Origin of the sequence: Streptomyces sp. NPDC087310 (genome assembly GCF_044744405.1) — a bacterium.
In the GTDB taxonomy this organism is placed as follows: Bacteria; Actinomycetota; Actinomycetes; order Streptomycetales; family Streptomycetaceae; genus Streptomyces.
The window spans coordinates 86987-101063 of the sequence record NZ_JBIUYF010000009.1 but is presented as its reverse complement, the minus strand read 5'-3'; the positions used below and the strand labels follow the sequence as shown (position 1 = coordinate 101063).

Genomic DNA, 14077 nt, shown 5'->3' with positions numbered 1-14077 from the left:
CAGCTCCTCACCAGGCGACCGGAAGCGCCAGCGGATAGCGCCAGATGGAGTCGGTGTTCCATCGCACCTCGTCCTCGGGAACGGCCAGCCGCAGCGCGGGAAACCGGGTGAACAGGGTGCCGACGGCGACCTGGAGGGTCATCCGCGCGAGATGGGAACCGAGGCAGTGGTGGCTCCCGTACCCGAACGTCATGTGGACGTTGAGGCCCTCCCGTTGGAAGTCCAGTTCGTCCGGGCGCTCGTAGACGAGTGCGTCGCGGTTGGCCGTCAGGTAGGAGACATGGACGGTGTCGCCCGCCTTGACGGTCACCCCGTCGAAGTCGACGTCCTCCAGGGCCACGCGCGGGATGCCGACACCCTGGCGGAACGGGATGTACCGCAGCAGCTCCTCGATGGCCTGGGGCAGCATGTCGGGGCGGGCCCGTAGCTGCGCCAGGTGCGCGGGGTGGGTCAGCAGCGTGAAGACGATGTTGCTGATCTCGTACGTGGTGGTGTCGTGGCCGGTGACGACCAGGAGCATCGCCAGTACGGCCAGTTCCGCCTCGTCGAGCATCTCGTCGCCCACCCGGGCGGTGGCGAGCGCGCTGATGAGATCGTCCCCCGGGTCGCGCCGGCGCGCCGCGGTCAGTTCGGTGAAGTACGCCCGCAGCCCCGCCTTGGCACCGACCGCGGAGTCGCGGTCCGCGGCGTTCATCGACATCATTGCCATGGCCCAGTCACGCAACTGGCGGCGGTCCTCCTCGGGTATGTCGAGCAGCTCGCAGATCGACATCAGGGGCAGCCGGTCGGCGAGAGCGGCGACCACGTCGCCCGGTTCGCCCTCCGCGGCCATCGTGTCGAGCAGGCGGTCCACGCTCCGCTGTGTCCAGGGCCGCAGCTCCTCGACCTGGCGGGTGGTGAACGCCTTGATGATCAGCCGGCGCACCCGGTTGAGCGTGGGCGGGTCCATGAGGTTGATCGCCTCGGACTGGGCGATGGGGGCGGGGGTGATCCGCGGGAAGTCCTTGCCGATCAGCGCGGCCCGGCTGAACCGCCGGTCCGAGGTGACGGTCTGGACGTCCGCGTACCGGGTGACCAGCCAGCAGTCGCCCTCTCCGTAGGGCATACGGACCCGGGTGACCGGCGCCTCGGTCCGCATCCGGGTCATGAAGGGGTCGGGTTCCAGAGCGTTGTCATGACGGACCGGGCAGGTTCGCACGGAGTCCGAAGGAGTCATCGCGGCACTTCCTCGTGGAAGGGGGCAGAGGGCGAGTAGTCCTGATTGATCGGAGCATGCCATGGTGATCCACGCCGAGCGCAAGTAATTCCGCTCAGTTCACCCGTAAGAGCTATTTCCGGGTAATCTCACGCAACATCCTTATCATTCAGGCGAATTGGGTCCCCGCGGTGCGTCCCCGCGGCACGTCCCGATGACTCGCCCCGGTGACCCGCCGGGCGATCGCACGGGAACGCTCCGGGCACCCCGCCGCCCCGCCCCGCGGCCACCCGTACGGTCCAGCACGGCGCGCGCCCGGCACCGGGCGGCGCTCCAATGGACAGGTGACCGCTGGACAGGTGACCGCGCCCCCGGACGACTGCCTCGCGCGCAACGAGTGGATCTGCGGCGCCTATCTCTCCAGCCGGCGCACGATCCTGTGGGACGCGGTGCTGGAGCACCTCCGGCTCACCTTCGCCGCCGTCCTGATCGGCCTGGTCATCGCCGTACCCCTCGCGCTCGCCGCCCGGCGCTGGAAGGCGGCGTCGGCCCCCGTGCTCGGCGTGACGACCGTCCTCTACACCATCCCGTCGCTCGCCATGTTCTCGCTGCTGCTGCCGCTCTACGGACTGTCCGCCTCACTCGTCGTCGCCGGGCTCGTGCTCTACTCGCTGACCCTGCTCGTACGGAACATCCTCGCCGGACTGCGCGGCGTCCCCGAGGAGACCCGGCAGGCCGCCCGCGGCATGGGATACGGCCCGCTCCGGCTGCTGCTCACCGTCGAACTGCCGCTCGCCCTGCCCGCCGCCCTGGCCGGGCTGCGCATCGCGACCGTCTCCGCCGTCTCCCTCGTCACCATCGGCGCCATCGTCGGACACGGCGGACTCGGCAACCTCATCTACGCCGGGATGAACACCTTCTTCAAGGCGCAGGTACTCACCGCCTCCGTGCTGTGCGTCCTCATCGCCGTCGTCGCCGACATGGCCCTCCTCCTGCTCCAGCGCCGGCTCACCCCCTGGACCAGGCGGGCCCCCACGTGAACACCCTCGCCGCCGCCTGGTCCTGGCTCACCAGCCCCGCCCACTGGCCCGGCACCGACGGCATCGCCAACCGGCTCACCGAACACCTCTACCTCACCGTCGTCTGCCTCGCCCTGAGCTGCGCGCTCGCCCTGCCCGTCGCCCTGGTCCTCGGCCATCTCGGCAGGGGCGGCGCCCTCGCCGTCAACATCTCCAACGCGGGCCGCGCCGTCCCCACCTTCGCCGTCCTGGTCCTGCTGCTCCTCACCCCCATCGGCGCGTACGGACAGGGGCCGACGATCATCGCGCTGGTCCTCTTCGCGATCCCGCCCCTGCTCACCAACGCCTACGTCGGGATGCGGGGCGTCGACCGCGATGTCGTCCGGGCCGCCCGGGGCATGGGGATGACCGCGCGCCAGTGCCTGTGCCGGGTCGAGGTGCCGCTCGCACTGCCGCTGATCCTCACGGGCGTACGGATCGCCGCCGTCCAGCTCGTGGCGACCGCGACGCTGGCCGCCCTGATCGGCGGCGGTGGACTCGGCCGGATCATCACCGCCGGGTTCAACCTCGCCGACACGGCCCAGGTGGTGGCGGGCGCCGTCCTGGTCGCCGTGCTCGCGCTGCTGGTGGAGGGGGCGTTCGAGGCGGCGCTGCGGCTGGGACCGCGCTGGGTGCGGGGCGGCGCCGGATGAGAGCGCTCCGTACCGCCGCCGTCTGCGGCGCCCTGCTCCTGGCGACCGCCACCTGCACCACCGGGCCGTCCCTGGAGAACCGCCAAGCCGTCACCGCCCCGCCGGGCGACAGCAAGCACCTCACCATCGGGACCGCGGGCTTCACCGAGAGCGACCTGCTGGCCCAGATGTACGCGCTCCTGCTGGAACGGGCCGGCTACCGCACCCGGATCCTCTCGGTCACCAACCGGGAGCTGTACGAACCGGCCCTGGAGAGCGGCCGGATCGACGTCGTGCCGGAGTACGCGGCGACCTTCGCCGACTGGCTGAACGCCAAGACCCACGGCCCCGGCGCCCGGCCGGTCGGCTCGCCCGACCTCGCCACCACCATGAAGGCGCTGCGCACCCTCGCCTCGGCGCGCGGGCTCACCGTCCTCGACCCCGGCCGGGCGGTCGACCAGAACGCCTTCGCCGTCTCCGCCGGCTACGCAGGGAAGCACCGCCTCAGAACCCTGAGCGACCTGGGCCGCTCCGGGCTGCCCGTACGGCTCGCCGCCGGGGACGAGTGCGTACGGCGCCCGTACTGCGCGCCGGGGCTGAGGAAGACGTACGGGATCGACATCACCGGCATCGACCCCAAGGGCGTCGGCACCACACCGGCCAAACAGGCCGTCCAGCGCGGCCAGGACCAGATGGTGCTGACCACGACCACCGACGCGACCCTGGGTCAGTTCGGTCTGGTGCTGCTCGCGGACGACCGGCACCTCCAGAACGCCGACAACATCGTGCCCGTCGTCAACCGTGCCAGGGCCGGCGCGAAAGGCGTCACCGAGGCCCTGGACCGGCTGAACACCGTACTGACGACCGCGGACCTGGCCGGCATGAACGAGCGGGTGGACGGCTGGCGGCGGCTGCCCGAGGATGTCGCCAGAGGCTATCTGGAGTCGCGGAAGCTGCTGGCGCCGGGTGGAAACCGACCGGTCAGCCCGTCAGCAGGCCCGGCAGCCAGGCCAGTTGGGCGGCCTGCTGGTACGCGCCGCCGCCCTCGTGGTCGTTGAAGTCGTACACCTCGATCGCCTTGTCCTCGTGCGCGTACGCGTTGAAGGCGCCGAACACCGTCGACGGCGGGCAGGTCTCGTCCTCCAGGGCCACCGAGAACAGCGCGGGGGCGCTGCCGCGTGCCGCGAAGTGCACCGCGTCGAAGTAGCTGAGCGTCCGCCACACCTGCTCCGTCCTGCCTCGGTAGGTCTTCAGGTAGAGACCCACCTCGCGGTACGGATGACGGGCGCTGATGGTCGTCGCCCGGGGGAAGTCGCAGAGGAACGGCACGTCCGACGTCACCGCCGTCAGATCCGGTACGAGGCCGGCCACCGCGAGGGCGATGCCGCCGCCCTGGCTGGCGCCGACGACCGCCGTGCGCGCGGCGTCGACCAGCGGGTGGGACCGGGCCGCCTCCACCGCGCGTACCGCGTCGGCGAACAGCCGCCGGTAGTAGTAGTCGTGCGGGTCCTCGACGCCCCGGGTCAGGAAGCCGGGGTAGGAGGAGGCGCTGCCCACCGGGTCGGGGGTGTCGCCGCCGTTCCAGCCGGCGCCCTGCCCCCGGGTGTCCATCACGAAGTGCGCGAACCCGGCGGAACCCCAGAGCAGATGGGTGTGCGGCAGACCGCGCCCGCCGCCGTACCCGATGTACTCCACCACCACGGGCAGCGGCTCACGGGCGGACGCGGGCAGCACGAGCCAGCCCTTGACCGGATGGCCGCCGAATCCCGCGAAGGTCACGTCGAAGACGTCCAGCGTCGTCAGCGCCGTCGGGACCGGTTCGAAACGGACGTCGAGATCATGACCGCGTGTCTCGGTGAGGGTCTTCGCCCAGAACTGGTCGAAGTCCTCCGGCTCCTCGGACGTGCTCCGGTAGGTGCGGAGCTGGTCGAGGGGCAGATCGGACTGGGGCATGCGGGACCACCTCGGTCGGCTGAATCACTCAGGGACATCGGAAGATCACACCGTACGACCGGAAGGCCGGCGGCAGAAGACCGCGAGACCCCGAGCACGACGGCGGCACCCGAGCCCCCGGCCGCTCGTCCCCAGCCGGATCCGGACGAGAGGCCCTACGCGTCCGAGACCGAGTCGAAGTCGACCTCGCCCCGCCCGATGCCCTGCGCGTCCGCGTCGACCGAGCGGCGCAGCGTCTCATGGAGCTTCGCCGGGGTCAGCACCCCCACGAAGCGCGCCCCGTCCAGCACCGCCACCCACCCCGCGTCGTGCTGCAGCATCTCGCTGAACGCCTGCTTCAACGGCGAGCCGAGCGGCACCCACGCCTCCATCCGCCGGGCGTGGTCCCCCACCGAACCGGGCTCCGACCCGTCCGCCCCCGCGCGGGCCGGCGCGTCGGCCGCGATCCAGCCGTGCAGCTCCCCGCCGTCGTTGAGCACCACCGCCCAGCGGGCCCCCTCCGCGCGCATCCGCGCCGCCGCGTCCCGCGCGGGCTCACCGGTCCTGGCGACCGGCGGCTGCTCCAGATCGGCCGGCTCGACCGTGGTCACCGAGAGCCGCTTGAGCCCCCGGTCGGCGCCGACGAACCGGGCCACGTACGGCGTCGCCGGGGTACCGAGGACCGCGCCAGGGCTGTCGAACTGCTCGATGCGCCCCTCCCCGTACACGGCGATCCGGTCGCCCATCCGTACCGCCTCCTCGATGTCATGGGTCACCAGCAGCACGGTCTTGCGCACCGTCGCCTGGAGCTTCAGGAACTCGTTCTGCAGCCGTTCGCGCACCACCGGGTCCACCGCGCCGAACGGCTCGTCCATCAGCAGCACCGGCGGATCGGCGGCCAGCGCGCGTGCCACCCCGACCCGCTGGCGCTGCCCGCCCGAGAGCTGCGCGGGGTAGCGCGGACCGTACGTCGCCGGGTCGAGCCCCACCAGATCGAGCAGCTCGGCCGCCCGCTCACGCGCCCGCGCCTTCTTCCAGCCGATCAGGGCGGGGACGGTCGCGGTGTTGTCGAGCACCGTACGGTGCGGGAACAGCCCGACCTGCTGGATCACGTAGCCGATCCGGCGGCGCAGCGCGACCGGGTCGACCCCGGAGATGTCCCGGCCCTCGACGAAGATCCGCCCCGAGGTCGGCTCGATCAGCCGGTTCACCATCATCATCGTGGTCGTCTTGCCGCACCCCGAGGGGCCCACCAGCGTCACCAGTTCGCCCTCGCGCACCTCGAAGGACAGGTCGTCCACGGCGGCCGTACCGTCCGGGTAGACCTTGCCGACCTGCTCGAACCGGATCATGCCCCTCACGCTAGGACCGGCCGGGCCCGCGCGCACACCGGGCCGCGGCCGTCCCGGGCCGTCCGGGGCCGGTCCCGGACGGTTCCCGGCCGTCCCGGGCTGAACACGCCCCGTGTCCGGTCCGTATCCACCGGGGCGGGCGGGGGACGCCCGCCGCTCGTGTGCTGAAATGTCCGGCGTGCCCGCCCCGGTGGCGCGTGACCGCCCCCAGGGGCGACCGAGAACAGGAGCCCCCTTGACCAGCTACCGCCAGCCCGGCGTCGTCCTCACCGACCACCGCTTCACGGTCCCGCTGGACCACGACGAACCCGGGGGCGAGCGGATCGAGCTGTTCGCGCGCGAGGCCGTGGCGAGCGCCCGGGCCGGCGCCGACCTGCCCTGGCTGGTGTACCTGGAGGGCGGACCCGGCTTCGGCGCCCGCCGGTTCATCGGCAGACAGGCATGGCTCGGCCGCGCCCTCCAGGAGTTCCGGGTGCTCCTGCTCGACCAGCGCGGCACCGGCCTCTCCACACCTGTCAACCGGCAGACCCTGCCGCTGCACGGCGGCCCGCGCCAACAGGCCGACCACCTCGCCCACTTCCGCGCCGACTCCATCGTCCGCGACTGCGAGACCATCCGCCCCCTGCTGACCGGCGGCGCCCCCTGGACCGTACTCGGCCAGAGCTTCGGCGGTTTCTGCGCCACCCACTACCTCAGCGCCGCACCCGAGGGCCTGGACACCGTACTGATCACCGGCGGACTGCCGTCCCTGGACGCCACCGCGGACGAGGTCTACCGCGCCGCGTACCCGCGGATCGCGCGCAAGGTGGAGGCGCACTACGCCCGTTACCCCCAGGACATCGAGCGGGCCCGCGCCGTCGCGCGGTACGTGGCCGAGCACCGCCCCGTCCTGCCTAACGGCTACACCCTCACACCCGAGGCGTTCCAGTCCCTCGGCATCCTGCTCGGCGCCGGCGACGGCAGCCACCAGCTCCACTACCTGCTGGAGAACGCCTTCGTCCGTACGCCCAAGGGCCCCGCCCTCTCCGACGCCTTCCAGGAGAACATCGCCTCCTCCCTCTCCTTCGCGGGACATCCGCTGTACGCCCTGGTCCACGAGGCGATCTACGCACAGGGCGGCCGGCCCACCGACTGGGCCGCCGAGCGGGTACGGGGCGAGTTCGCCCGGTTCGACGCCGCCAAGACCCTCGCGGGGGAAGGCCCGCTCTACTTCACGGGCGAGTCCATCCACCCCTGGCACTTCGACAACGACCCATCGCTGCGCCCGCTGCGCGAGACCGCGGAACTGTTCGCCGCCCGCACCGACTGGCCCGCCCTGTACGACACGGCCCGGCTCGCCGCCAACGAGGTGCCCGTCGCCGCGGCCGTCTACCACGACGACATGTACGTGGACACGGAACACTCGCTGCGCACGGCGCGCGCGATCCGCGGCCTGCGCACCTGGGTCACCGACGAGTTCGAGCACGACGGGGTACGGGCGGGCGGGCCGCGCGTCCTGGACCGGCTGCTGGCACTGGCGCGCGGGGAGGACTGAGCGCGGGCCCGGCCGGGCGCGCGGGCCCGGCGCGGGCTCGTCGCGCGGATGCGGCGCGCCGGGTGGAGAATGGCGGACAGGGGACTGTGCGACGCTGCGCGCGCAGACCGGTCCCGCGGAAGCGGAGGTGGTGGACATGCTGCTGCCGGACAGACATCTCGTCGCCGATCTCCTGGCCCGCTACCGGGCCTGGGAGCGGCTGGTGCTCGCCGATCCGCTGGACGAGAACACCCGCGGACGGTTCGAGGACGTCGCGTACACCCTCTGCGTCCTGATGGGACAGCGCACCGCGCGCGAGGCGATCTGGCAGGCGGAGGCGTATCTGCGCCGCATCAGGCCCGTGCCCCTCTTCCCGGACCGTACGAGGCCGGACGGGGCGGAGAGCATCGCGCCGGGCTTCCGCGAATAGCGCGTCCGCACGGGGAATAGCGCGTCCGCACGGGCCGAGCGGTACCGGATGCGCCGAGCGGTACCGAATGACCTGAGCGGTACCGGATGAGCCGTGCCGGATTGACAAATGGCCGTGCTGTTTCTGCAATGTACGGATGGACGAAGAATCCCGGCTCGACGACGTACTGAACCAGGTGGGACCCCGGCTGCGCCGGATCAGGCGCGAGCGCGGGGCCACCCTGGGCGCCCTCTCCGCCGCCACCGGCATCTCCGTGAGCACGCTGTCCCGGCTGGAGTCGGGCCGGCGCAGGCCCAGCCTCGAAGTGCTGCTGCCCATCGCCCGCGCCCATCGGGTGCCGCTCGACGAACTGGTCGGCGCGCCGGAGGTGGGCGATCCCCGGGTCCGCTCCAAGCCGATCGTGCACGCCGGCCGGACGATGCTGCCGCTCACCCGCCAGCCGGGCGGCCTCCAGGCGTACAAGGTGGTGGCCACGCACTCGCCGGAACAGGACGGCGAGCAGCGCACCCACGAGGGGTACGAGTGGCTCTACGTCCTCTCCGGGCGGCTGCGGCTGCGGCTCGGCGAACACGATGTGGTGATGGGACCGGGGGAGGCGGCCGAGTTCGACACGCGCGTCCCGCACTGGTTCGGCCCGGCCGGGGACGCTCCGGTGGAATTTCTGAGCCTCTTCGGACCGCAGGGTGAGCGGATGCATGTGCGGGCTCGGCCGAAGACGTCCTGAGCGGGCTGTTCCCAGCGCTACAAGCGACCGCTTAGTATGCCCAAGGACGTGGTACCGACCCCGTGTGTGGAGGCCCGAATGCTGGCATGGCGCGTACACAGGAACGGCGAGCCCGCGGAGGTGATGCGGCTCGAAGAGGTCGAACCTCCCGTCCCCGGCGCCGGACAGGTCCGGCTGCGGGTCAGGGCGGCGAACATCAACTTCCCGGACGCCCTGCTCTGCCGGGGCCAGTACCAGGTACGGCCGCCGCTGCCCTTCACCCCGGGCGTGGAGATCTGCGGCGAGACCGAGGACGGGCGCCGCGTCATCGCCACGCCGGAACTGCCGAACGGCGGTCTGGCCCAGTATGTGGTGGCCGACGAGGCGGCGCTGCTGCCCGCGCCCGACACGCTCGACGACGCCGAGGCCGCCGCCCTGCACATCGGCTACCAGACCGGCTGGTTCGCCCTGCACCGGCGGGCCGCGATCCGGCCGGGGGAGACCCTGCTCGTGCACGCCGCGGCCGGCGGCGTCGGCAGCGCCGCCGTACAACTCGGGAAGGCGGCGGGGGCCACCGTCATCGGAGTCGCCGGAGGACGCAACAAGACCGCGGTGGCCCGGGAGATGGGGTGCGACGTGGTGATCGACCGCCGTACGGACGACATCGTCGCGGCCGTCAAGGAGGCCACCGGAGGCCGGGGCGCTGACGTCGTCTACGACCCGGTGGGCGGCGACGCGTACACCGCGTCCGCCAGGAGCGTCGCCTTCGAGGGGCGGATCGTCGTGGTGGGCTTCGCGAGCGGCACCATCCCGAGCCCCGCGCTCAACCACGCCCTGGTGAAGAACTACTCGATCATGGGGCTCCATTGGGGTCTCTACCACTCCAAGGACCCCTCGGCGGTGACGCGTTGCCACCAGGAGCTGACCGCGCTCGCCGCCCGGGGCGCGATCAGGCCGCTCATCAGCGAGCGCGTCACGATGAAGGACGGCGCCGACGCCGTGCAGCGCGTGGCCGACGGCACCACCACCGGCCGGATCGTCGTCCTCCCGGAGGAACAGCACTGATGCCCACCGGCCCTGACGCCCCCGACGCTGCCGAACTCCGGTCCCGTACAAGGCAACTGCTGGCCGAGCACCCGCCGGCCACCACCGGACGCACCGACTTCCTCAGGGCGCGCTTCGACGCCGGGCTCGCCTGGGTGCACTACCCGGCCGGACTCGGCGGACTCGGCGCGCCCCGCTCCCTCCAGGCCGTCGTGGACGCCGAACTCGCCGCCGCTGACGCGCCCGACAACGATCCGCGGCGGATCGGCATCGGCCTCGGCATGGCCGCGCCGACCATCCTGCGCTACGGCACACGCGCACAGCAGGAGCGCTTCCTGCGGCCCCTGTGGGTCGGCGAGGAGGTGTGGTGCCAGCTCTTCAGCGAGCCCGGCGCGGGCTCCGACCTGGCGGCCCTCGGCACCCGCGCGGTGCGCGAGAACGGCGGCGGCTCCGGAGGGGACGCCGCGCCCGGTTCCGGCGACTGGATCGTCAACGGCCAGAAGGTGTGGACCTCCAGCGCCCATCTCGCCCGCTGGGCCATCCTCATCGCCCGAACCGACCCCGACCTGCCCAAACACCAGGGCATCAGCTACTTCCTCTGCGACATGACCGCCCCGGGCGTCGAGGTACGGCCCCTGCGCCAGATCACCGGCGAGGCGGAGTTCAACGAGGTCTTCCTCACCGACGTCCGCATCCCCGACGCCCACCGGCTCGGCGCGATCGGCGAGGGCTGGAAGGTCGCGCAGACCACCCTGATGAACGAACGGGTCTCCATCGGCGGCGCCCGCATCCCCCGCGAGGGCGGCATGATCGGCCCGGTCTCCGCCACCTGGCGCGAGCGGCCGGAGCTGCGCACCCACGACCTGCACCAGCGGCTGCTCACCCTGTGGGTCGAGGCCGAGGTCGCCCGGCTCACCGGCGAGCGGCTGCGCCAGCAACTCGTCGCGGGCCAACCCGGCCCCGAGGGCAGCGGGATGAAGCTCGCCTTCGCCCGGCTCAACCAGGAGATCAGCGGCCTGGAGGTGGAACTCCTCGGCGAAGAGGGCTTGTCGTACTCCGACTGGACCCTGCGCAGGCCCGAACTGGTCGACTTCACCGGGCGCGACGCCGGATACCGCTATCTGCGCTCGAAGGGCAACTCCATCGAAGGCGGTACGAGCGAGGTCCTGCTGAACATCGTCGCCGAACGGGTCCTCGGCCTGCCCTCGGAGCCGCGCAACGACAAGGACGTCCCCTGGAAGGACCTGACCCGGTGACCACGCAGCCCACCCCCGCCCCCGCTCCCCGGACCGGGCGGCCCGCCCCGGCCGAGACCTCCCCCGACCTGCTCTACTCGGACACCGAGGACGATCTGCGGGCCGCCGTACGGTCGTTGCTCACCGACCGGGCCGACCTGCCGGCCACCCTCGCCCGCGCCGAGTCCGGCGACCCGTACGACCCCGCACTGTGGACCTCGCTCACCGCCGGGATCGGCGCGGCGGGCCTGCTCGTCCCGGAGAAGCTCGGCGGCCAGGGGGCGAGCCACCGCGAGGCCGCCGTCGTCCTGGAGGAACTGGGCCGCGCCGTCACCCCCGCGCCCTACCTCACCAGTGCGGTGGTGGCGACCGAGACCCTGCTCGGCTGCGACGGGGAGTCCACCGAGTCCACGGATGTCGCGGGACTCCTCACCGCCCTGGCGAGCGGCCACCGTACCGCCGTCCTCGCACTGCCGCTCACCACCGCCCCCGACGCGCCGCTCCCCTTCACGGGTACCGACCCGGAGGGGGCCGCGACCACGGTGCGCGCCGTCGCGGACGCGGTACGCGCCGATGTGCTGCTCGTGCCACGCGCCGACGGCCTGTACGCGGTCGAGACGGCGGCGCCCGGTGTCACCGTCGAACCGCTGACACCGCTCGACCTGACCCGCCCGCTCGCCACCGTCACGGTCGCGGTCGGCAGCGGTGTCCGGATCGCCGACGCGGCCACGGGGGAGAGCGCCGTACGGCGCGGACTGCTGGCCGGAGCCGGGCTGCTCGCCTCCGAACAGCTCGGCCTCGCCGAGTGGTGCCTGGAGGAGACCGTCCGGCACACCCGCGAACGCCACCAGTTCAACCGTCCCGTCGGATCCTTCCAGGCGCTCAAGCACCGTATGGCGCAGCTCTGGCTGGAGGTCGTCTCGGCCCGCGCCGCCGCCCGTAACGCCGCCGACGCCCTGGCCACCGGCGACCCCGGGGCGCCGCTCGCGGTGGCCGTCGCCCAGGCGTACTGCGGACGTGTCGCCGTCCACGCCGCCGAGGAGTGCGTCCAGCTCCACGGCGGGATCGGCATGACCTGGGAGCACCCCGCGCACCTGTACCTCAAGCGCGCCAAGTCCGACGAGAGCGCGCTCGGTTCACCCGGCAGGCACCGGGAACGCCTGGCCGATCTGGCGGACCTGCCAGGACCGGGGTGACCACGCGGGCACCGGGAGAGGCCCCCGAGAGCGGCCCCGGGGGTGGCCCCGGGGGTGGCTGAATCGCGGATGGCCGGTGGACGAACACTGCGCGGAACGGCCCTGATCCACCCCTGACAGGGCGATACTCGCCAGGACCGTGCCCGTCGCGCCGCAGCGCGTCCAGCCCCGGAGGCATCATGGCCCTCACCACCCGCCGCAGAGCCGTAGCCACGCTCACCGCCGCGCTCGCGGGGGTCGTCGCGGCCCCCGCGTACGCCGGGGCCGCCTCCCGGACCGGGGGCGGCCATACCCCCCGGCCGCTGTGCCAGGCCCACGCGCACAACGACTACCTGCACCCGCGCCCGCTGTTCGACGCGCTGGCGCACGGCTTCACCAGCGTGGAGGCCGACATCTTCCTGGTCGACGGCGAACTGCTGGTCGCCCACGAGGCCACGGAGCTCGACCCGGCCCGTACCCTCGCCTCGCTCTACCTCGACCCGCTGTTCGCCCGGGTGCGCGCCAACCACGGCTCCGTGTACCGCGGACACCACCGCCCGGTGCAGTTGCTCATCGACATCAAGACGGACGGCGCCGCCGCGTACGCCGAACTCCACCGCCAACTCGCCCGCTACCGGCCGATGCTGACCACCTACGCCCACGGCTCGGTACGCCCCGGCGCGATCACCCCGGTCATCTCGGGAGACCGCGCGGCCCGTGCGCCGATGGAGGCGCAGCGCGTGCGGTACGCCTTCTACGACGGGCGGCTCGACGACCTCGGGACCGCCGCGCCCGCCTCCTTCATACCGCTCATCAGCACCAACTGGACCCAGAGCTTCACCTGGCAGGGCGTGGGCCCGTTCCCCGCGGCCGAACGCGCCGAGCTGCGCCGTATCGCGGACACCACGCACGCGCACGGACAGCGGCTGCGCTTCTGGGCCACACCCGACACCCCCGGGCCCGCGCGGGACGCCGTCTGGACCGAACTCCTCGCCGCCGGTGTGGACCACCTCAACACGGACGACCTCGCCGGGCTCGAACGCTTTCTGCGCGCCGCCCGTTCGTAACCCCGCGTCAACCACCCGTACGGCGGACATGCCAGTCGGCCGAACCGGGTCCCTCCTCCGCCACACTGGCGGCCGAAAGCCGCGATTCCCGTGCGGCGGAGGAGGTTTGGCGATGGCCATTTCGATTTCAGTGATGCTGCTACTGGCGATTCTCGCGGTGGTCTTCCTGCGCAGCGGCGGGCTGAAGTTCTCGCACGCGCTGGTCTGCGCCCTGCTCGGATTCTTTCTCGCGGGTACGAGCATGGCGCCGACCATCGCCAACGGGATCTCCACCACGGCCGGTGTGGTCAGCAGCCTCAACCCGTAACCGGGCGGCGCCGCGCGGTCACGCGTCGGCCAGCCGCGAGCGGATCAGGAAGCGCACCCCCTCGGGGGTCTCCAGGGAGAAGCCGCTGCCGCGCCCCTCCACCACATCGACGATGAGCCGGGTGTGGCGCCACACCTCGTACTGGCTCACCGACATCCAGAACGGGACCGGCTCCGCGACGCCCTCGACCTCCAGCGACTGGAGCAGCACGTCGGAGCCGCCCGTACGGAACTCGCCGTCCTGATAGCACATGGGCGCGCTGCCGTCGCAGCAGCCGCCGGACTGATGGAACATCAACGGCCCGTGGTCCGCCCGCAGCCGCCGGATCAACCCGGCCGCCGCGGGGGTCACCTCGACCAGGGGCCGTGCGGGGGAAGTCTCTTCGTCCATCTCCTCATTGTCCCCCGCACGGCCCTTCCCCGTCCGGTTGTTCT

General features: G+C 72.5%; 15 protein-coding genes. 11 read left to right on the top strand and 4 right to left on the bottom strand.

Annotated features, from left to right (window positions below):
• Nucleotides 1–7 precede the first annotated feature (7 nt).
• Nucleotides 8–1216 (bottom strand): cytochrome P450, encoded by a 1209-nt coding sequence (locus ACIO3P_RS31375; RefSeq protein WP_401786981.1) that lies wholly within the window; start codon nucleotides 1214–1216, stop codon nucleotides 8–10.
• 338 nt (nucleotides 1217–1554) lie between these two features.
• Between ACIO3P_RS31375 and ACIO3P_RS31370 the strand changes: the two genes are divergently transcribed.
• From ACIO3P_RS31370 to ACIO3P_RS31360, 3 genes are read left to right on the top strand one after another with little or no spacing between them, the layout of a single operon-like run.
• A complete protein-coding gene (locus tag ACIO3P_RS31370) occupies nucleotides 1555–2235 on the top strand; it encodes an ABC transporter permease (RefSeq protein ID WP_329826704.1) in 681 nt (226 codons plus the stop codon).
• Nucleotides 2232–2906, top strand: a complete 675-nt coding sequence (locus ACIO3P_RS31365) for an ABC transporter permease (protein WP_401849941.1) — start codon at nucleotides 2232–2234, stop codon at nucleotides 2904–2906. Before ACIO3P_RS31370 ends, ACIO3P_RS31365 begins: the two co-directional genes overlap by 4 nt.
• Nucleotides 2903–3943, top strand: coding sequence for an ABC transporter substrate-binding protein (locus tag ACIO3P_RS31360; RefSeq protein ID WP_401849940.1), 1041 nt, complete (start codon nucleotides 2903–2905; stop codon nucleotides 3941–3943). Before ACIO3P_RS31365 ends, ACIO3P_RS31360 begins: the two co-directional genes overlap by 4 nt.
• Here ACIO3P_RS31360 and ACIO3P_RS31355 read toward each other — a convergent pair.
• Nucleotides 3867–4838, bottom strand: a complete 972-nt coding sequence (locus ACIO3P_RS31355) for an acetylxylan esterase (protein ID WP_401786990.1) — start codon at nucleotides 4836–4838, stop codon at nucleotides 3867–3869. The genes ACIO3P_RS31360 and ACIO3P_RS31355 overlap by 77 nt on opposite strands.
• Before the next feature lie 155 nt (nucleotides 4839–4993).
• Nucleotides 4994–6169, bottom strand: coding sequence for an ABC transporter ATP-binding protein (locus ACIO3P_RS31350; protein WP_401849938.1), 1176 nt, complete (start codon nucleotides 6167–6169; stop codon nucleotides 4994–4996).
• Between the two features lie 235 nt (nucleotides 6170–6404).
• Here ACIO3P_RS31350 and ACIO3P_RS31345 point away from each other — a divergent pair, with 235 nt between their 5' ends.
• The 8 genes from ACIO3P_RS31345 (at nucleotide 6405) to ACIO3P_RS31310 (ending at nucleotide 13643) form a co-directional block, all read left to right on the top strand.
• Complete coding sequence (locus ACIO3P_RS31345) at nucleotides 6405–7703, top strand: alpha/beta fold hydrolase (RefSeq protein ID WP_401849936.1); 1299 nt, start codon at nucleotides 6405–6407, stop codon at nucleotides 7701–7703.
• Nucleotides 7704–7839: 136 nt separating this feature from the next.
• Entirely contained in the window at nucleotides 7840–8112 is a 273-nt protein-coding gene (locus ACIO3P_RS31340) for a DUF5133 domain-containing protein (protein ID WP_329826627.1), read from the top strand.
• A gap of 136 nt (nucleotides 8113–8248) precedes the next feature.
• Nucleotides 8249–8836: a helix-turn-helix domain-containing protein gene (locus ACIO3P_RS31335; protein ID WP_329826628.1), complete on the top strand. Its 588-nt coding sequence runs from the start codon at nucleotides 8249–8251 to the stop codon at nucleotides 8834–8836.
• 78 nt (nucleotides 8837–8914) lie between these two features.
• The gene (locus ACIO3P_RS31330; protein WP_329826629.1) at nucleotides 8915–9880 is read left to right on the top strand and encodes an NADPH:quinone oxidoreductase family protein; all 966 of its coding nucleotides are present in this window, start codon (nucleotides 8915–8917) and stop codon (nucleotides 9878–9880) included.
• On the top strand, nucleotides 9880–11115 hold the full coding sequence (locus ACIO3P_RS31325) for an acyl-CoA dehydrogenase family protein (RefSeq protein ID WP_401849934.1): 1236 nt from the start codon (nucleotides 9880–9882) through the stop codon (nucleotides 11113–11115). The genes ACIO3P_RS31330 and ACIO3P_RS31325 overlap by 1 nt, the downstream gene beginning before the upstream one ends.
• 68 nt (nucleotides 11116–11183) lie before the next feature.
• Nucleotides 11184–12290 carry an acyl-CoA dehydrogenase family protein gene (locus ACIO3P_RS31320; RefSeq protein ID WP_401850194.1) on the top strand — a complete coding sequence of 369 codons (1107 nt, stop codon included), beginning with the start codon at nucleotides 11184–11186 and terminating at the stop codon, nucleotides 12288–12290.
• 179 nt (nucleotides 12291–12469) lie between these two features.
• On the top strand, nucleotides 12470–13336 hold the full coding sequence (locus ACIO3P_RS31315; protein WP_401849932.1) for a phosphatidylinositol-specific phospholipase C/glycerophosphodiester phosphodiesterase family protein: 867 nt from the start codon (nucleotides 12470–12472) through the stop codon (nucleotides 13334–13336).
• Nucleotides 13337–13448: 112 nt separating this feature from the next.
• Nucleotides 13449–13643 (top strand): hypothetical protein, encoded by a 195-nt coding sequence (locus ACIO3P_RS31310; protein WP_329826632.1) that lies wholly within the window; start codon nucleotides 13449–13451, stop codon nucleotides 13641–13643.
• An 18-nt stretch (nucleotides 13644–13661) separates the two neighbouring features.
• Here the strand turns inward: ACIO3P_RS31310 and ACIO3P_RS31305 are convergent, their stop codons facing one another.
• Nucleotides 13662–14033 carry a DUF779 domain-containing protein gene (locus tag ACIO3P_RS31305; RefSeq protein ID WP_401850192.1) on the bottom strand — a complete coding sequence of 124 codons (372 nt, stop codon included), beginning with the start codon at nucleotides 14031–14033 and terminating at the stop codon, nucleotides 13662–13664.
• Nucleotides 14034–14077: the final 44 nt, after the last annotated feature.